The organism is Streptomyces sp. ISL-43, from assembly GCF_018614195.1.
Classification (GTDB): Bacteria; Actinomycetota; Actinomycetes; order Streptomycetales; family Streptomycetaceae; genus Streptomyces.
In genome coordinates this window covers 208,935-226,311 of the sequence record NZ_JAGGOT010000029.1, presented here as the reverse complement: position 1 = coordinate 226,311, position 17,377 = coordinate 208,935, and the positions used below count along the sequence as shown (strand labels likewise).

General features: G+C 72.1%; 16 protein-coding genes and 1 tRNA gene. 12 read left to right on the top strand and 5 right to left on the bottom strand.

Translation table 11 applies throughout. The features are described from left to right. Window positions 1-209 precede the first annotated feature (209 nt). From J7F03_RS17165 to J7F03_RS17140, 6 genes are all read left to right on the top strand, one after another. Complete coding sequence (locus tag J7F03_RS17165; RefSeq protein ID WP_251072082.1) at window positions 210-1,334, top strand: Gfo/Idh/MocA family protein; 1,125 nt, start codon at window positions 210-212, stop codon at window positions 1,332-1,334. After that, complete coding sequence (locus J7F03_RS17160; protein ID WP_214950309.1) at window positions 1,331-2,488, top strand: dihydrodipicolinate synthase family protein; 1,158 nt, start codon at window positions 1,331-1,333, stop codon at window positions 2,486-2,488. Before J7F03_RS17165 ends, J7F03_RS17160 begins: the two co-directional genes overlap by 4 nt. Further along, window positions 2,485-3,324 carry a sugar phosphate isomerase/epimerase gene (locus tag J7F03_RS17155; RefSeq protein ID WP_214950306.1) on the top strand — a complete coding sequence of 280 codons (840 nt, stop codon included), beginning with the start codon at window positions 2,485-2,487 and terminating at the stop codon, window positions 3,322-3,324. Before J7F03_RS17160 ends, J7F03_RS17155 begins: the two co-directional genes overlap by 4 nt. 89 nt (window positions 3,325-3,413) lie before the next feature. After that, a complete protein-coding gene (locus J7F03_RS17150; RefSeq protein WP_214950304.1) occupies window positions 3,414-5,807 on the top strand; it encodes a polysaccharide lyase 8 family protein in 2,394 nt (797 codons plus the stop codon). A 110-nt stretch (window positions 5,808-5,917) separates the two neighbouring features. Next, entirely contained in the window at window positions 5,918-7,546 is a 1,629-nt protein-coding gene (locus tag J7F03_RS17145) for a N,N-dimethylformamidase beta subunit family domain-containing protein (protein WP_214950303.1), read from the top strand. Between the two features lie 135 nt (window positions 7,547-7,681). Next, on the top strand, window positions 7,682-8,071 hold the full coding sequence (locus J7F03_RS17140) for a VOC family protein (protein WP_214950302.1): 390 nt from the start codon (window positions 7,682-7,684) through the stop codon (window positions 8,069-8,071). Window positions 8,072-8,212: 141 nt separating this feature from the next. Here J7F03_RS17140 and J7F03_RS17135 read toward each other — a convergent pair whose 3' ends face one another. Beyond that, complete coding sequence (locus tag J7F03_RS17135) at window positions 8,213-8,578, bottom strand: hypothetical protein (protein ID WP_214950301.1); 366 nt, start codon at window positions 8,576-8,578, stop codon at window positions 8,213-8,215. A gap of 3 nt (window positions 8,579-8,581) precedes the next feature. Next, window positions 8,582-9,142 carry a DUF6313 family protein gene (locus tag J7F03_RS17130; protein ID WP_308379640.1) on the bottom strand — a complete coding sequence of 187 codons (561 nt, stop codon included), beginning with the start codon at window positions 9,140-9,142 and terminating at the stop codon, window positions 8,582-8,584. 420 nt (window positions 9,143-9,562) lie between these two features. Here J7F03_RS17130 and J7F03_RS17125 point away from each other — a divergent pair, with 420 nt between their 5' ends. Beyond that, window positions 9,563-9,985: a hypothetical protein gene (locus J7F03_RS17125; protein ID WP_214950300.1), complete on the top strand. Its 423-nt coding sequence runs from the start codon at window positions 9,563-9,565 to the stop codon at window positions 9,983-9,985. Between the two features lie 285 nt (window positions 9,986-10,270). Here the strand turns inward: J7F03_RS17125 and J7F03_RS42655 are convergent, their stop codons facing one another. Beyond that, the gene (locus J7F03_RS42655; protein WP_374104354.1) at window positions 10,271-11,326 is read right to left on the bottom strand and encodes a 4a-hydroxytetrahydrobiopterin dehydratase; all 1,056 of its coding nucleotides are present in this window, start codon (window positions 11,324-11,326) and stop codon (window positions 10,271-10,273) included. Between J7F03_RS42655 and J7F03_RS17115 the strand changes: the two genes are divergently transcribed. Then, the gene (locus J7F03_RS17115) at window positions 11,325-11,486 is read left to right on the top strand and encodes a hypothetical protein (RefSeq protein WP_214950299.1); all 162 of its coding nucleotides are present in this window, start codon (window positions 11,325-11,327) and stop codon (window positions 11,484-11,486) included. The two genes, J7F03_RS42655 and J7F03_RS17115, sit on opposite strands and share 2 nt — an antisense overlap. Window positions 11,487-12,102: 616 nt before the next feature. Here J7F03_RS17115 and J7F03_RS17110 read toward each other — a convergent pair. Continuing rightward, window positions 12,103-12,176, bottom strand: a tRNA-Trp gene (locus J7F03_RS17110). A gap of 54 nt (window positions 12,177-12,230) precedes the next feature. After that, window positions 12,231-12,965, bottom strand: coding sequence for an ankyrin repeat domain-containing protein (locus tag J7F03_RS17105; protein WP_214950298.1), 735 nt, complete (start codon window positions 12,963-12,965; stop codon window positions 12,231-12,233). Window positions 12,966-13,038: 73 nt separating this feature from the next. On the opposite strand from J7F03_RS17105, the gene J7F03_RS42010 reads away from it, so the two are divergent. The 4 genes from J7F03_RS42010 (at window position 13,039) to J7F03_RS17085 (ending at window position 17,349) form a co-directional block, all read left to right on the top strand. Then, window positions 13,039-13,629: a hypothetical protein gene (locus J7F03_RS42010; RefSeq protein WP_285440457.1), complete on the top strand. Its 591-nt coding sequence runs from the start codon at window positions 13,039-13,041 to the stop codon at window positions 13,627-13,629. A gap of 129 nt (window positions 13,630-13,758) precedes the next feature. Then, a complete protein-coding gene (locus tag J7F03_RS17095) occupies window positions 13,759-15,090 on the top strand; it encodes a glycoside hydrolase family 18 protein (protein WP_214950297.1) in 1,332 nt (443 codons plus the stop codon). Window positions 15,091-15,190: 100 nt separating this feature from the next. After that, a complete protein-coding gene (locus J7F03_RS17090; protein ID WP_214950294.1) occupies window positions 15,191-16,465 on the top strand; it encodes a serpin family protein in 1,275 nt (424 codons plus the stop codon). Next, window positions 16,462-17,349 (top strand): aldo/keto reductase, encoded by an 888-nt coding sequence (locus tag J7F03_RS17085; RefSeq protein ID WP_214950293.1) that lies wholly within the window; start codon window positions 16,462-16,464, stop codon window positions 17,347-17,349. The genes J7F03_RS17090 and J7F03_RS17085 overlap by 4 nt, the downstream gene beginning before the upstream one ends. The last annotated feature ends 28 nt before the right edge of the window (window positions 17,350-17,377 follow it).

Below are 17,377 nucleotides of genomic sequence, written 5' to 3'. Positions count from 1 at the left end.
CGTCTCATCCGGTGTGTGGATCTCCATACTCCCCGATTGAGAAAGCGCTTTCTATCACCCGTAAGAGTCTTGCACCGTCGTGTTGCGCGGCCCTAGCCTGATCGCGGTGAAAGCGCTTTCTATCGCGGCTTTCCCTGCAACTCCGTACAGCGACATCGCACAAGACGAAGGAGGGGGACACCGTGCAGCGCAGGACGATCAAGATCGCCATGAACGGCGTCACCGGGCGGATGGGATACCGCCAGCACCTGGTCCGCTCCCTGCTCGCACTGCGCGAGCAGGGCGGGCTCGACCTCGGCGACGGCACGGCACTGTGGCCCGAGCCGGTGCTGGTCGGGCGCCGCGAGGCGGCCCTGCGGGCCATAGCCGAGCGGCACGGGCTGGAGCACGTCAGCACGGACCTGGACGCCGTCCTGGCCGATCCCGAGGTCGAGGTCTACTTCGACGCGCAGGTCACCAGTGCCCGGGAGGCGGCCGTGCGCCGGGCCATAGCGGCCGGCAAGCACGTGTACTGCGAGAAGCCCACCGCCCTGACCTTCACGTCCTCGCTGGAGCTCGCCCGGCTGGCCGACACGGCCGGGGTCAAGCACGGGGTGGTGCAGGACAAGCTGTTCCTGCCGGGCCTGCTGAAGCTCAAGCGGCTCATCGACGGCGGTTTCTTCGGCGAGATCCTGTCCGTGCGCGGTGAGTTCGGCTACTGGGTCTTCGAGGGCGACTGGCAGCCCGCCCAGCGGCCGTCGTGGAACTACCGGACGCAGGCCGGCGGCGGCATCGTCGCCGACATGTTCCCGCACTGGGAGTACCTGCTGCACGAGCTGTTCGGCCGGGTCCGCACGGTGCAGGCGCTGACGCGCACGCACATCGGCCGTCGCTGGGACGAGGAGGGCAAGCCGTACGAGGCCACGGCGGACGACGCCGCGTACGGGACCTTCGAGCTGGAGGGCGGCGCGGTCGCGCAGATCAACTCCTCCTGGGCGGTCCGGGTCAACCGCGACGAGCTGGTGGAGTTCCAGGTCGACGGCACGCACGGTTCGGCGGTCGCCGGACTGCGCGGCTGCCGGATCCAGCACCGCGCGGCGACGCCGAAGCCGGTCTGGAATCCGGACCTGCCGCTGACCGAGCGGTTCCGTGACCAGTGGCAGGAGGTCCCGGACAACGACCCCGCGGACAACGGCTTCAAGGCCCAGTGGGAGCTGTTCCTGCGCCATGTCGTGCTGGACGAGCCCTGGCAGTGGGACCTGCTGGCCGGGGCCCGCGGAGTGCAGCTCGCCGACCTCGGACTGCGCTCCTCGGCCGAGGGCCGCCGGCTCACGGTTCCGGAGGTGACGTTGTGAGCATCCGCCTTCCGTCGGTGGACGGCGGTTTCCGCCTGCACTCGCCGACCGTCGCCCCGCTGGCTCCGCTGAGCTGCGGTCCGGCCCACAGCCGCGCTTTCCACGCGGCCGCGCACGTGGTCGCCGATCCGCTCTCCGCCTCGGCCGACTCGGAGCCGGTGATCGACTGGGAGACCACGCTGGCCTTCCGGCACCGGCTGTGGGCGCAGGGCCTCGGGGTCGCCGAAGCCATGGACACGGCGCAGCGGGGGATGGGTCTGGACTGGCCGGGCGCGGCGGAGCTGATCCGCCGGTCGGCCGCCGAGGCCCGGTCGGTGGGCGGCCGGATCGTCTGCGGTGCGGGCACCGACCAGCTGGCCGCGGACACGGTGCACCCCCTGGCCGCCGTCACCGCGGCGTACGAGGAGCAGCTGGCGCATGTCGAGGCGTGCGGGGCGGGGGCCGTGCTGATGGCCTCGCGGGCCCTGGCCGCCGCGGCGCGCGGCCCCGAGGACTATCTGGAGGTGTACGGGGGGCTGTTGCGCCAGAGCGCGCGGCCGGTCGTCCTGCACTGGCTGGGGCCGATGTTCGACCCTGCGCTGGAGGGGTACTGGGGGCACGAGGACCTGGACGAGGCCACGGACGTCTTCCTGAAGATCGTTTCGGGGTTTCCGGAGAAGGTCGAGGGGATCAAGGTCTCGTTGCTCAACGCCGGGCGCGAGGTGGACATCCGGCGGCGGCTGCCGGCGGGGGTGCGCTGCTACACGGGCGACGACTACCACTATCCGGAGCTGATCGCCGGGGACGGGGAGCTGTCGAGCGACGCCCTGCTGGGGATCTTCGATCCGATCGCCCCGATCGCGGCCCGCGCGGCACTCTCCCTCGACCAGGGTGATCCGACGGGGTTCCGGGAGCTGCTGGATCCGACGGTGGCGCTGTCGCGGCACCTGTTCGCGCCGCCCACCCGCTACTACAAGACGGGGGTCGTCCTGCTGGCCTGGCTGGCGGGGTACCAGGAGCACTTCGCGATGGTGGGCGGCCTGCACTCGGCCCGCTCGCTCCCCCACCTGTCGAGCGCGTACGAGATGGCCGACGATCTGGGCCTGTTCCCTGATCCGGAGCTCGCGGAGGCCCGGATGCGGCAGCTGCTCTCGCTGTACGGGGTGGAGTCGTGAACCGGGCACCGGCGCCGGCCCGCTTCAGCCTGAACCAGGAGACGATCCGCCAGTGGTCGCTGCCCGAACTGGTCGCCGGGTGCACGGCGGCGGGGGTGGGCGCGGTCGGGCTGTGGCGGGATCCGGTGCGGCGGTTCGGGGTGCGGGAGACGGCGAAGCTGGTCGCCGGGGCGGGGCTGCGGGTCAGCTCGCTGTGCCGGGGCGGCTTCTTCACCGTCGCCGACCCGGCGGGTCGCGCCGCCGCCCTCGAGGACAACCGCCGGGCCGTGGAGGAGGCCGCCGGGCTGGGGGCCGATGTGCTGGTCCTGGTCTCGGGCGGACTGCCGGACGGCGACCGGGATCTGGCGGGCGCCCGGCGGCGGATCGCCGACATCCTGGGCGAGCTGGCCCCGTATGCCGCCGGGTTCGGGGTACGGCTGGGGATCGAGCCGCTGCATCCGATGTACGCGGCGGACCGGTGCGTGGTCTCCACGCTCGGCCAGGCCCTGGACATCGCCGAGCAGTTCCCCGCGGAGCGGGTGGGGGTGGTGGTCGATTCCTACCACCTGTGGTGGGACGAGCGGCTCCCCGCCGAAGTGCGGCGGGCCGGCGAGGGCGGGCGCATCATGTCCGTCCAGGTCGCCGACTGGGTGACCCCGCTCCCCGAGGGCGTACTGCTCGGCCGGGGGCAGCTGGGTGACGGCTCGATCGACCTTCGGGCCTTCCGGGAGCTGACCGACGCCGCCGGGTACCGGGGTCCGGTAGAGGTGGAGATCTTCAATCCGGGGCTCTGGGACCGGGACGGTGGGGAGGTGCTGGGGGAGGTGATCGAGCGCTACCGCGAGCACGTCGTGTGAGGCGCGGGGCGCGGTGAGGAGAGTGGCGGGGACAGGGGATCAGCGGGGGACCACGGGGACCGGAAGCGTTTCAGTCAAAGGAGACTGCGATGACAGAAGTGTGGAACCGTCGTGCCTTTCTCGCGGCAGTGGGGGGAGGCGTGGTGCTGCTCGGCACACCCGCTTACCCGGCGGTCGCGGGGACGGTGGCCTCAGTCCACGACGCCATGCGCACGGTGTGGCAGGGCCTGATCCTGGGTGCCCGGTTCTCCCCGGACGCGGAGCCGTTCCGAAGCCGGCTGGCGGCGCTGGGCGCACAGGCCGGCCAGTGGCGGTCCTCGATGGCCCCGGCCGCCGGTTCGCTCTGGCCCGACCAGGTCTTCACCACCGACCCCGAGTGGATGGCCCAGAGCTACTACCGGCTGCGGAGCATGGCGGAGGCGTATGTCCGGCCCGGGACCGGACTCACCGAGGACGCCGGTCTGCTGACGGCCCTGCTGACCGGGCTGGACCACATGCACGAGCAGGTCTACAACGCCTCCCAGGCGCGGTACGGAAACTGGTGGTGCTGGCAGATCGGCGCCCCCCAGGCGCTGCTCGACATCTGCGTCCTCCTGTACGGCCGGCTGCCGGCCGCCCGGATCGGCGCCTACTGCGCCGCCGTGGACCACTTCGTGCCGGATTCGGCCGTCGGCTCGTACACGGGGACCAGCACCGGGGCGAACCGGGTGGACCTGTGCCGGGTGCTCGCACTGCGCGGGGTCGTCGGCGGGGACGACGCGAAGATCGCCCTGGCCCGGGACGCGCTCTCGCCGGTCTTCCCGTACGTCACCACCGGCGACGGGCTCTACCGCGACGGTTCCTTCATCCAGCACTCCTACGTGGCGTACACCGGCTCGTACGGGTCGGTCATGCTCGGCGGACTGGGCATGCTGTTCGGGCTGTTGAAGGGAACGGCGTGGGAGGTCGTGGATCCCGGGGCGCGGACCGTCTTCGACGCGGTCGAGCACGCGTGGGCGCCGTTCCTGTTCAACGGGCTGGTCATGGACGCGGTGTCGGGGCGGGCACCCAGCCGGGGTGTCCAGGTGGCCGACCCGCTCCGGGTGCAGATGGACGACCACACCCGCGGGCACGCCATACTCGCCGCGATCCTGCTGCTCGGCGAGGGCGCCGGCAGTGCGGAGCGGGCCCGTTGGCGGGGGCTGGTCAAGGGCTGGGCGGCACGTGACTACTACAGCGCCCCGCTCGCGGACACCGCCCAGACGCTGTCCGCTCTGGCGCGGCTCGCCGAGGTGTCGGCGGACGCGTCGGTCACCGCCCTGGCCGAGCCGGTGGGACACCGGCTGTTCCCCTCCATGGACCGGGCCACGCACCGGCGGCCGGCCTGGGCGGCCTCGCTGTCGATGGCCTCGAAGCGGATCACCCACTACGAGACGGGCAACGGCGAGAACCTGCGCGGCTGGCACACCGGCAGCGGCATGCTCTCCTGGTGGGGCTCCACGTACGGAAACGGCCAGTATTCGGATGCCTTCTGGCCCACGGTGAATCCCTACCGGCTGCCGGGGACCACCGTCTCGCGCAAAACGCTGGCCGACGGCGCGGGCGGCGACTGGGGGGCATCGCGGCCGGACGTCACGTGGGTGGGCGGCACGACCGACGGGGAGTTCGCGTCGGTGGGCCAGCATCTGAAGGGCCTGGGGAGCACGCTCACGGCGCGCAAGTCCTGGTTCTTCCTCGCCGACACGGTCGTCTGCCTGGGCGCGGGCATCACCGCCACCGACGGCACGGCGGTCGACTCGGTCATCGACAACCGGAACCTGGGTGCGGCCGGCACCCACGCGCTGACCGTCGGCGGCACGGTCCAGCCGGCCACGCTGGGCTGGACCGGGTCCTTCACCGGGCCCGGCTGGGCGCACCTGGCGGGCTTCGGCGGGTATGTGATGTCGGGCTCGGGCACCTTCAGGGCGCTGCGGGAGGCCCGCACCGGCAAGTGGAGCGACATCAACCGGAGTGCTTCGGGCACGGCGCTGACCCGGCGCTATCTGACCCTCTGGTACGACCACGGCACGGATCCGGTCGGCGGCGGTTACGTCTACCAGATGATGCCGGGCGCGACGGCAGCCCAGACCTCGGCGCGAGCCGCCGCGACGGGATGGCTCACGGTGCTCTCCAACAGTGTCACCGCCCAGGGGGTGGCGGTCGGCTCGCTCGGCTTCACCGGGATCAACTTCTGGCAGGCGGCGACGGTCGGCGCGGTGCAGGCGAGCGCGCCGTGTTCGGTGACGGTGCGAGAGCGGGGCGACGGCACGGCGGTGGTGCGCGTCTCGGATCCGACGCGCACGCTGACGGCGCTGACCCTGGTGTGGAACCGGCCCGTCGCCCAAGTGCTCTCGCAGGCGGGCAGCGTGGTCTCGGCGGCCACGGGGACGCGGCTGCAGCTCGGCTTCGGCAGCCTCGCCGCGCTGGAGGGGGCCGGCCAGGAGGTGGTGGTGCGACTGGGGTGACGTCCGGCGGCGAACTCCGGCAGTGCTCCGGTGGCGCCCCCGAGGGTGATCCGGGGCCACCCCGCGGGGCGGGAAAAGCGATGGCCATGGTGTGACATAACGTGCCCTCCATGGATCAGGAGCACATAGCCGGGGACGGCGACGGCGCAGGCAGGCGGCGGTTCCTCGCGCTGGCGACGGGGGCGGCGGCCACCGCCGCCGGACTGGGGGCCGTGGCCGGCTGCGCGGGCAAGCCCGACGGTGCGGACGGGGCGGACGGGGCGGGGCCCGGCGAGAGCCCGAAGCCGTCCGGCTCGCCGGACAAGGACGGGCCGCACGGCTTCGACGTCAAGGCCGAGAACGCCCGGCCGGGGAACGCCGACTGGCAGGTCACCAAGGCCGGGCCCGCGCGGGCCATCGAGGGCTTCGCCGACAAGGTCAGCGTCCTGCCCGGCGAGTCCTTCGGCCTGTACGTCTCCACCACCGCGCCCCGGTTCACCGTCTCCGCCTACCGGATGGGCTGGTACGGCGGCGCCCGGGCCCGCCTGGTCTGGCGCTCCGAAGCCCTGCCCGGGGCACGGCAGCCCGACCACACGGTGGACTCCGCGACCCGGATGGTTCGCACCCGGTGGACCCGTAGCGCCACCGTCGAGACCAAGGACTGGCCCGAGGGCTGCTACCTGCTTCGGCTCGACGCACAGGGCGGCGAGGGCCAGCGGTTCGTGCCCGTCACCGTGCGGTCCGCGGCCACGGCGGGACGTACCGTCGTCGTCAACGCGGTGGCGACCTGGCAGGCGTACAACCGGTGGGGCGGCTACGGCAGCTACGACGGCCCCAGCGGCGGATACGCCACGCGCTCGCTCGCCGTCACCTTCGACCGCCCCTACGAGTACGACGACGGAGCGGGGCTGTTCCTCGTGTACGAGGCACCGCTGCTCGCGCTCGCCGAACGGCTCGGCATACCCCTGGCGTACACCACGACCACCGACGTGGCCCGCGAGAAGCGGCTGTTGGAGGGCGCATCGGCGGTGCTCTCGCTGGGGCACGACGAGTACTGGTCGCCCGAGCAGCGCGCGCACTTCACGGCCGCCCGGGACTCCGGCACCAACATCGCGATCCTCGGCGCGAACTGCTGCTACCGCCGGATCCGGCTGGAGGCCTCCGACCTGGGACCGGAGCGCACGGTGGTCTGCTACAAGTCCTCCTACGACCAGGACCCCGGTTTCAAACGCGGCCACCCCGCCACCGTCGACTTCCGTTCCCCGCCGGCCGCCGACCCGGAGAGCTCGCTGCTCGGCGTGATCTACGACGGCTACCCGGTGGACGCCCCGTACGTCGTGACCAACCCGGGCCACTGGCTCTTCGAGGGGACCGGCGCGAAGGCGGGTGACAGCTTCGCGCACCTGGTCGGCGTGGAGTACGACAAGGTCAACACCGGTTTCACGACCCCGCGCCCGATCGAGATCCTGGCCCACTCCCCCGTGGTGTGCGACGGCCGTCCCAGCCACCAGGACACGGCGTACTACACGGTTCCGAGCGGCGCCGCCGTCTTCGCGACGGGCACGATGCGCTGGGTGGAGGCCCTCGACGCGACGGGGGACGGCCGCAGTGGCGCCAACCACGGCCTGGACGCGCGCTCCGGCGCCCTGACGACGCGGGTGACGGAGAACCTGCTCCGCGCCTTCGCCGCCGGCCCGGCGGGACGGGCGCGTCCGGCGCAGGACAACGTGAAGGCGGTGTACGGGGGTTCGGGCTCGTGAGGCCCGCCGGTCCACCCGAATGCACTGGACTCCACCCGTAGGGGGTGTTTAGGATCATGTCGCGGCATCGCGTGTCGGTCACCGGCTGGGTGAGGCATGGAGGTGCCGAGACGTGCCTTTCGGAGGCATTCACTCATGGCGATCCAGCTCAACCACACGATCATCCACTCCCGTGACAACCGGGAGTCAGCCGAATTCCTGGCGTACTTCCTCGGCTTGGAGGTCGGAGCCCCGTGGGGCCCCTTCATCCCGATCGAGATCTCCAACGGCGTCACCCTGGACTTCGCGACCATTCCGGCCGAGTCCATCACCGCACAGCACTACGCGTTCCTCGTCTCCGAGGCCGAGTTCGACGAGGCCTTCGAGAAGATCAAGCGGGCGAAGATCACCTACTTCGCCGACCCCCACGGGCTGCGCCCCGGCGAGATCAACCACAACGACGGCGGCCGCGGCGTGTACTTCGCGGATCCCTCGGGGCACGGGATGGAACTGATCACCCGCCCGTACGGCGGCTTCAAGGAGTAGCACCGGCGCGAGCGGCCCGGGCGGCCGCCGGCAGCCTCGGGTGCCTCCGGGGTCGGCTCCGCCCCCGGCGCGCCCGTCGTCGGGGAAGGCGGCGCCCCGCGAGGTGAGCCTCGGCGGTCGCGCGAGTACGGGCCGCCCGGGCTACCGCGCGGAGCTCGGGCCATCGGGGTTGTGGGGTGTCGTCGGATCGTCCGGCGGCCTGGGCAGGAAGGTGAGGGGTTCCATGCCCTCCGTACGGGACCACGTCCGGTAGCGCGCCGCGGTCTCGACTCCGTGGAGGTACTCCTCCGGCTCCGCGGGGTCGAAGTCCTGGTACGCCACTCCGGCCACCTCCAGGATGTCCAGCAGGAGCCGGCCGCTCAGCTGGGCGTTGAGCTGCTCGGCGACGTCCTCGGCGCCCCACCGGATGATGGTCTCCGCGGCCCGGGCGACCCCCTCCGCCGTGGCCGTGGGGAGGGCCAGCGCGAGCGAGGCCCGTACGATCTCGACGGCGTCCTCGGAGCGCACGGCTCACCGCCTCCTTTCACAAACGAGGCAGAGGCCCGCGCGAGCGGTGAACCCGAGTGCCAGCTTGCCCGTGTTCTGTGCCTGTCGCAGGCACTCGTGACGGTCGAGATGAGCGTATTGCTGGGTCGACATCGTGTCCCTGACGAAGACCTCCCAGTGGTCCTGGGCCTTCACCCAGTCGTTGCGATGTGCCACCCGGACCCAGGTGTCGACGAAGTCCTGCCGCGCGTGGGTTCCGTGGAAGTACGCACCGAGGTCGTCGATGAGACCGGGAAGGCGCAACCGCTGACGCAGCGTCCGCCGCTGGAAGAGGGTGTTGGTGGAGATCGACTTCACGCGGCTGATGCGCTCGGCGATCACATGGCCGGCGAACCCACCGATGATGGCCGGGACCAGGAGCCAGCCGACCAGCGAGGCCAGCCACATGAGCACGTGCTCCGGGGCGAGGATCAGCGTGAACACCTGGTACACGCTGCTGGGGCTCTCCGCTCGCGCCGCGAAGACGTACAGCAGCACGAGGCAGACAGCCATGGGCAGCCCCCAGTCCACGATCCACTGGGTCACCCCCTTCAACGCCTTGCGCGAGCGCCAGACGCGCAGCCAGCGCCGCCGAAGGCGTCGGCGATCGGGCGGCAGGTCGAGATGACCTGGGACAGGGATGGGTCCGCCGAGCAATTGATCCCCCCGGATCTTCGTCGCATTCTCCGCGCGAGCGACTCGCCTCGATTACCGGGCAATTCTGCCGCAGACAAGACCAGCCGCACATGCCCTGGCGCCTGCTTCACTCACCCGGGACTCGACGGCCCTCCGTGACCTCGGGGACCCCGTGAACGCCTGTGGCCCGCCTCCGACGATGCGGTGAGGCCCACGTCCTCGTCGGCTGGGTAGACGGCCCCTGGACCCTCACCACCGCGCGGGGCTTTCGTGCGTCACAGGTCAGTCACAGGCCCCGCACACCACGCGCACAGCCGCCAGCATGGCCCGATGCACAGACACCGCGCCCTCACCCTGCTCGCCGCCGCCGGAATCCTCGCCCTCACCGCCTGCGAGGTCACCGAACCGCCCAGCCTTAGCCCGACGGCCACGCCGAGCACTCCCACGTCGGAGCCCGCGGCCCCGCCTGCGGTCCCGCCCGCACCGACCACGAAGGCCCCGGCCCCGGCGCCCGCCGCGGCCACGGCCGCTGTGCCCAACGCCATCGGTCATGTCCTCCAGACCGCCCAAGACAACGCCCAAGCCGCCGGGTTCTACTACCTCGGCTCCACCGACGCCCTCGGCCAGAGCCGCATGCAGGTCCTCGACCGGAACTGGACCGTCTGCTCCCAGACCCCGGCCGCCGGCACGCAGGCCAGCACGGACACCAAAATCGTGTTCAACACGGTGAAGCTCGGCGAGACCTGCCCCTGACCCAGCCTGGAGGTGACCGGGATGGCCACGCAGAAGCGGGGCATCCTCGCCGGCGCCCTCACCGACGACGCCCTCCGCCTTTGCTGGGCTGTCCGCCGGCGCCCTGCGCTACTCGAACATGCTCACCGGGCAGACGTCGTTGCCGCTGTCGCTGACCCTGTCCGGGCAACTCACCTCGATCATCAACACCGGGTGGGGCAGCCAGTGGTACGGCGGGCCTGACCCCCAGCAGCACAGTGCCCCCTCTCGCCTACGGGCGAGAGGGACGCTTTCGTGCGTCCAGGCTCAGTCCAGCGGGAGGGCCTGGTGTGCGGCGACGATCGCGTCGATGCGGTGTGCAAGGTCGACGTCGGCCCGGGTAAGGACGTACCCGGCGTCGTGCGTCGTGATCCGCGCGGTGAGGCTGTCGATACGGAGGTCGAGGTCCGCGTGATGCTGCACCCGACGGGAGCGGTCGGCGATGGTGACGATCGCGGCGACGGCCGCGTGGTGGCGGATCTCGTACGTCCGGGCGATCTCGTCGCCCTGCCGCTCCCAGCCGGGCAGGCTAGCCAGCGCGGCTGTGATCTCCTCGTCGGTCAGCGGCTTCGGAACTCCCACGACGTCATACCCCTCGGTGACGGGCGCCAGGATCTCGGCCAGGTCCCGGCCTACCGGGGCATCCTGCCACGGCCTCATGGCCCGCCCCAGGACGGCCAGCTCGCGGGCCATGCGCACAGATCGGGTCTCCACCGCGATCTCGGCGGCGACCCGGGCGATCTCCAGAGCCTGATCCGGTTCCCGGGCGCCGGCCGCCGCGGTGGCGTGTCGGGCGAGGTACACGCCCCGGTCCCGGCGGGCGGTGCCGGGTACTGCGTCGAGGACCTGCGACCACAGCGACGCGGCTTCCCGGCCGAGGCCGAGCCGGCCGTAGCACGTGGCTCGCTGCACCTCCAGGTAGCCCGGGGTGCGCCGGCATGCGTTGCCCCAGGGGAGGTCATCGTCAACCCGGTGCAGCAGCCCGCCCGCGGCATCGATGAGGTGGTCGACGGCGGTGCGGTCGCCGGTGAGGCTGGCGCCGTGGGCCTGCTGTTGCATGGCCATGACGCGAACCTTGGGGAAGAGCCGGTCGCCCTCGTCGAGTGCGGCTTGGCACAGGTCGATGACTCCGTACCCGTCGCCGAGGTCGGTGCGGACCTGCGCTTGGTTGACGAGGGAGTACCCGATCAGGTGGGGGTCGCGGGACCGTACCGCTATCTCCTGCGTCACCCCCCTCCAGAAGCTGGCGGCGGAGAGCCTGCTCCAGGCCGGAGTGCCGCTCATCAGCTGGGTCTCGGCCACCGCCGAGGAGGACCGGTCCATGCGCGCCGAGGGCGCCCTGATCGACTGGGCGTACCTCGACAAGAAGGGGCCGGAGGAAGCCAGCGATCACGCGGCTTGGGACCACGCGCGCGGTCTGGCCCGGGTGATCCTGACGCTTGTGCGTGTCGTCCGCACCCAGCAGTCGGCGAGCATCCTGTGAGCGACAGGGCGTCCGGTACTGCTCCACATGCGACCGGGCCATCCGGGGTGCGGCCGACGAGACCGTGCACCACGCCGCATCTGGGGTCCGGCCGAACAGCTACGTGCACCCTGCGGGAAGCCGCAGATGTCGGCCCATCACCGACCGCGACCCGCGGTGACCGGCCTCCCGGGTCAGGTCCTGTACGTCGTCATCGTGCTCGGCGTCCTCGCCGTCATCGTCATCGTCATCGTCATCGGCACCCACCAACCCCGCCCGGCCGCACCATCCCTGGCAGGACCAGCCGGGCGGGTCGCACCTCCCCAACGGTTTAGCGTGTACAGCGAGAGAACCCCCCGGCGTAACGCGCTGGGGGTCTCTGCTTGAGAGCCGGGTCTTCCCCACCTGAACTTCCAGATTCCGAGCGGCGTACATCTGGCGCATGGGGAGTAGCGCCGGCCCCACTCGTGGCTGCACTCCAACCCGATGATCTGCCAGTTGTGACCCCCCGAATGGGTGATGACAGAGGCCGCTTCGTGGGGCGTGTGGACCCTTAGTGGACTCGATCACGAGAAGACCCCCCGACCGATCACGGTCGAGGGGTCAAAAACAGGGTCTCACCTGCTATTTCACTCTGCAGGGGTGGCAGGAGTCGAACCTGCGACATCTGGTTTTGGAGACCAGCGCTCTGACCAGCTGAGCTACACCCCTTCGGTGAGACCAACCATGCCATGGCGCTCGCCGAAGATCCACTGAATTCGGTGGTCAACGGCGGGGAATTTCGTCGCCGGTTCGGGCGCCGCTGGACCGGAGCCAGTCGATGAGAGGGGCATCTTCGCTGGTCAGTGCGATATCGAGGGGGGTCAGGTCGCCGTAGCCGATCCAGTTGATGTCCGCGCCTTGAGACAACAAGTATTGGGCTGTGGACAGCCGGGCTCCGTGGCACGCGCCCCAGAAGGCGCTGGTGACCTCCTCGGGATCCGCCCCAGCGGCCACGAACTCCCGGACCGGGCCGAGCAGTCCGAGGGTGGCCGCGTCCCGCAGGGAGGGGCGCGCGCCGAGGTCGATGAGGCGGCGCGCCGTACGCCACTGGCCGAAGCCGGTCGCGTCGGCCAGCGGGCTGCCGCCGCCGAGCACCGCGCCCGGGGCCTCGATGTCGGCGCCCGCCTCGACGAGGGCGTCGAGCGCGGCGACGTCGTCGTTGCTCGCGGCCCAGTGCAGCGGGGTCTCCGGGTGCGAGCCGACGAACCGGGCCCCCGGGTCGGCCCCGGCGGCGGCGAGGGTACGGATCACCTCCGCCGTCCGCGGGTAGTGCCCGGGCCAGTCCACGGCGATGTGCAGCAGGTTCCGCTCGCCCGCCGCCTCGCCCCGCTGGACGATCCGGCCCCCGGCGAGCCCGGGGTGCGCGGCCAACAGCCGCCGGAGCCGGTCGAGGTCGCCGTCCCGGATCGCGGCCGTGACGGCGACGGCGAGCGGGTCCTGCGCGGTGAGGGAGAGCATGCCGCCAGGCTACGAGGACCGGCGCGGCGAGCGCGGGTGGCGGGACCGGGCGGCCCGGAGGATCGTGGGCTGCGTGAGCCGTGGAGCAGCGGGTTCCGCCCTGCCCCGCCCGGACGAACACCGCACGGGCGAGCCCCACTCGGACGAACACCGCCCGGGCGCACGCCGCGCACGCCGCGCACACCCCGCACGCCCCGCACGCCGCCGGGCCGCCCTCGCCGCGGCCCTGCTCCTGGGTCCGGCCCTCCTGGGCGCGGGCCCGGCCGCCCGTTCCGGAGAGACCATCTCCCTCACCGGCGACGCACCGGGCGAGCGGCTGGACGTGACCCTCACCCAGGTGGTCGACCCGGCGGCCCCCGCGCCCGACGACGCCGACCGGCTGGTCTCCGTACGATTCCGCCTGGAGAACACCGGGACCGCCGTGTACAAGGACTCCCCGGCGCCATCCGCGCATCTGCTGGACTCCCTGGGCCGCCGGTTCACCGGCCTCAACACGCCGACCGAGGCCGGCGCCGCCTTCCCCGAGACCGTCACGCTCAGCCCCGGCGGTACGGCGAGCGGCTCCGTCACCTTCCGGCTGCCGAAGGACGCGGGTCTCGCCGCGGTCCAGTTCGCCCTGAACGGCGGCCTCGCCGACGACGTCGGGCAGTGGAGCCTGTCCTGACCCCTCGCCGAGCGTCGGCGCCCGGCGGATCTCCCCCGCCCCCTTGACCCACTCTGGTCCAGACCAATAGTTTCCGCATGCACAGCGCACGCGCCCCGGCACCACTCACCGCATCCGCAAAGGAAGCCCATGCGCCGCAGCATGCTCGGCAGGCTGGCCGTCGCCGCCTGCTCCCTCTCCCTGCTGACCGCCTTCGCCCCCGCCCACGACGGCTCCGGCCACGGGGGCTCCGGGCACGACCGCTCGTACAAGAGGGTCGGCTACTTCACCCAATGGGGCGTCTACGGGCGGGACTTCCAGGTCCAGGACCTGGAGAAGAACGGCAGCGCGAGCAAGCTCACGCACATCAACTACGCCTTCGGCAACATCAGCGCGGACGGAAAGTGCTTCACCGGCAGCGTTCCCGGCGAGGCCGACGCCTGGGCCGACTACGTCCGCCCGCTGGACGCGGAGAACTCCGTGGACGGCGTCGCCGACGACCGGGAACAGCCGGTCGCCGGCAACTTCAACCAGCTGCGCGAGCTCAAGGCCATGCACCCAGGCCTCAAAGTCCTGCTCTCGCTGGGTGGTTGGAGCTGGTCCACGCACTTCTCGGACGCCGCGCTCACCCCGGCCTCCCGCAAGGCCCTCGTGGCCTCCTGCATCGACCTGTACATCAAGGGCAACCTTCCGCAGGACGGCACCCGAGGCGGCGCGGGCTCGGCCGCCGGCATCTTCGACGGCATCGACCTCGACTGGGAGTGGCCCGGCTCGGCCGGCGACTCCGACACCACCTACCGCCCCGAGGACAAGAAGAACTTCGCCGCGCTGGTGGGCGAGTTCCGCTCGCAGCTCGACGCCTACGCGCGAAGCCAGAAGCGGAAGGCGAAGTACGAGCTGACGGCCTTCGTCCCGACCGCCCCCGCCAAGATCGACGCGGGCTTCGACGTCCGACGGATCATGCGAGACCTCGACTTCGTGACCCTCCAGGGTTACGACTTCCACGTCTCCGGCGAGACGACCACCGCCCAGCAGTCCGCGCTGTACGCCCGTGACGACTTCAGCGTCGACGGCACGGTGGACGCGTGGAAGCGGCGCGGCGCACCCGCGGGCAAACTGGTGATGGGCATGCCCTTCTACGGGCAGGGCTGGACCGGCGTCAGCGGCGGCGGGGACGGCATGGGGCAGCCCGCGACGGGCCCGGCTCCGGCCACCTGGTCGGCCGGGTACGAGGACTACAAGGCACTCAAGAAGCTTGCTGACTCGGGTGGTTACAAGGTGTTCCGGGACCGGCGCGCCGGCAGTGCCTGGCTGTTCGACGGCACCACCCTGTGGACGTACGACGACCCGCAGGTGCTGCGCGCCAAGACCCGGTACATCCGCGAAGAGGGCCTCGGCGGCGCGATGTTCTGGTCCCTGGACGCGGACACCGCCGACGGTGAGCTGATGACAGCGGTCGACCAGGGCCTGCGCGGCCACTGACCGGCCGCTGACCCGGCTGCTGACAGCCACCCCGAACAGCGCCGCCGGGCCGCGGAAATCGACCCGTCCCGGCGGCGCACCAACCCGTAGTCTCCCGCCCATGAGGATCTCGACGGTACGGGCGGTCAACGCCCTCACCACACGCTGGGCCGGGCACGCGGCGAAGGACGGCGCGGGCACCGTGTTCACGGCCGCCGGAGTCTGGCCGTTGCTGGCCCTGCTCGCCGACGGCGCCGGCGGCCCGGCCCGCACCGAGCTGGCCGAGGCGCTCGGCATACCCGCCGAGGCGGCCGCCGAAGCCGCCCGGGAGCTGCTGAGCGCACTGGGCGGCGTACGGGGCCTGCGCGCGGCCACCGGCCTGTGGGCGCGGCGGGAACTCCCGCTGGAGGAGCGCTGGACGGACCGGCTCCCGGCCGGGACCCGGGGCACCCTGACCGGTGACGGCGACACCGACCGCGAGGCCCTGGACGCCTGGGCCTCCGACCGCACCGGCGGGCTCGTCGAGAAGATGCCGGTCCACCTCGACGAGGACACCCGCCTCGTGCTCGCCTCCGCGCTGGCACTGCGCTTGCGGTGGATCCAGCCCTTCGAGCCCTGCTTCGCCATGCCCGAGGAAGGCCCCTGGGTCCATCGCCCGTTGCTCGGTCTGCGCCGCAGCACGGCCCTGCTGGACCGGGTCCGCGTCGCACAGGCGCCGACCGGGCCGGTGACCGTGCTGGAGGTGGTGGGCGACGGCGGCGTGGACGTCCACCTGGTCCTGGGCGAGCCGCAGGCCCCGCCGGGTCAGACCCTCCGATCCGGCATCGCGACCGTCACCCGGGCCGTTCCCTCGACGGGCGCGAGCCTGCTCCCCGAGGGGAACCCGGGGCCGGGCCTGCGCATCGGCACGGTCGGCTCGACGGAACCCCGACACCGGCTGGACATCGCGACGGTGGCCTTCGACGTGCGCGCCGAGCACGATCTCCTCACCCCCGCCTCGCTGTTCGGCCTGGAGAGCGCCTCGGACGACCGGTCCGGTCATTTCCCCGGCATCAGCAGCGCGTACCTGGCCGTCGCCTCGGCCCGGCAGTCGGCCCTGGCGCGCTTCCACGCGGAGGGCTTCGAAGCCGCCGCCGTGACGGCCGTGGTCCTTGGCGCGGCCGGCTGTGCCATGCCCCGGCTGAGGTACCGCGTTCGCCGCGCCCAAGTGACCTTCGACCGCCCTTTCGGCTTCGTCGCCGTCCACCGGACCTCCCGCCTGGTGCTCGCCGCGGGCTGGGTGACGGACCCCGCCGCCCACGTCGAGGAGGAGTACACCGAGGAGGAGAAGAGGAGGCAGGAGGAGGAGTGGTACGCCGAGGACGAGTTCCCGGACCCGGATATCATCACCGGATGACTTCTTCCGACCGGATCAACGCCGCCGACTCCGGCACCTGGCGGCTCGGCGACCTCACCGTCCGCCGCGTCGGCTTCGGCTCGATGCGGCTCACCCACCTCGCCGACGGCTCCCCCAGCGACCGGGACCGGGTGACGGGCCTCCTCAGGCGGGCGGTCGAGCTGGGGGTCAACCACATCGACACCGCCGCGTTCTACTTCTCCCCGACCCGCTCCGCCAACGAGCTCATCAACCGGGCCCTCGCCCCCTACGCCGACGACCTGGTCATCACGACCAAGGTCGGGCCGGGCCGCGATCCGTCCGGCGAGTGGTGGTGGGCCACGCCCGAGCAGCTGCGCGGGCAGGTCGAGGAGAACCTGCGCCAGCTGGGCCGCGACCACCTGGACGTGGTCAACCTCCGCGTCCCGCGCCAGGCGGAGACCGGTTCGATCGCCGAGCACTTCGGGGCGCTCGCCGAACTGCGCACGGCCGGGCTGATCCGGCACTTGGGCGTGTCCAACGTACGTCCCGACCACCTCGCCGAGGCGCGCGCCATCGCACCCGTGGTGTGCGTGCAGAACGCCTACGGGATCGGGTCCCCGGACGGGGAGCACGCCTTCCTCGACGCGTGCGGGGAGCAGGGGATCGCCTTCGTCCCCTTCTTCGCGATCGCGGGCGCCGGCAAGGAGGCCGGGGCGGTCTCCGAGGACGGCGCGGCGGTACGCGCACTCGCGCGGGTCCACGGTGTGTCACCGGCCCAGCTGCGCCTCGCGTGGACGATGAGCCGGGGCGCGCACGTCCTGGCCATCCCGGGCACCGGGAACCCGGACCACCTGGCGGAGAACATCGCCGCCGGGACGCTGCGGCTGTCGCCCGAGGAGATCGCGCTGCTCGAAGCGGCGTAGAGCCGCAGGCCCGTACGCCCACGGGTCG

What these genes read in the sequence shown, in the direction of transcription:
- J7F03_RS17165 (WP_251072082.1), top strand. Translation starts at nt 210, where the DNA reads ATGAACGGCGTCACCGGGCGGATGGGATACCGCCAGCACCTGGTCCGC.
- J7F03_RS17150 (WP_214950304.1), top strand. Translation starts at nt 3,414, where the DNA reads ATGACAGAAGTGTGGAACCGTCGTGCCTTTCTCGCGGCAGTGGGGGGA.
- J7F03_RS17145 (WP_214950303.1), top strand. Translation starts at nt 5,918, where the DNA reads ATGGATCAGGAGCACATAGCCGGGGACGGCGACGGCGCAGGCAGGCGG.
- J7F03_RS17140 (WP_214950302.1), top strand. Translation starts at nt 7,682, where the DNA reads ATGGCGATCCAGCTCAACCACACGATCATCCACTCCCGTGACAACCGG.
- J7F03_RS17125 (WP_214950300.1), top strand. Translation starts at nt 9,563, where the DNA reads ATGCACAGACACCGCGCCCTCACCCTGCTCGCCGCCGCCGGAATCCTC.
- J7F03_RS17115 (WP_214950299.1), top strand. Translation starts at nt 11,325, where the DNA reads ATGCGCGCCGAGGGCGCCCTGATCGACTGGGCGTACCTCGACAAGAAG.
- J7F03_RS42655 (WP_374104354.1), bottom strand. Translation starts at nt 11,326, where the DNA reads ATGGACCGGTCCTCCTCGGCGGTGGCCGAGACCCAGCTGATGAGCGGC.
- J7F03_RS17105 (WP_214950298.1), bottom strand. Translation starts at nt 12,965, where the DNA reads ATGCTCTCCCTCACCGCGCAGGACCCGCTCGCCGTCGCCGTCACGGCC.
- J7F03_RS17095 (WP_214950297.1), top strand. Translation starts at nt 13,759, where the DNA reads ATGCGCCGCAGCATGCTCGGCAGGCTGGCCGTCGCCGCCTGCTCCCTC.
- J7F03_RS17090 (WP_214950294.1), top strand. Translation starts at nt 15,191, where the DNA reads ATGAGGATCTCGACGGTACGGGCGGTCAACGCCCTCACCACACGCTGG.
- J7F03_RS17085 (WP_214950293.1), top strand. Translation starts at nt 16,462, where the DNA reads ATGACTTCTTCCGACCGGATCAACGCCGCCGACTCCGGCACCTGGCGG.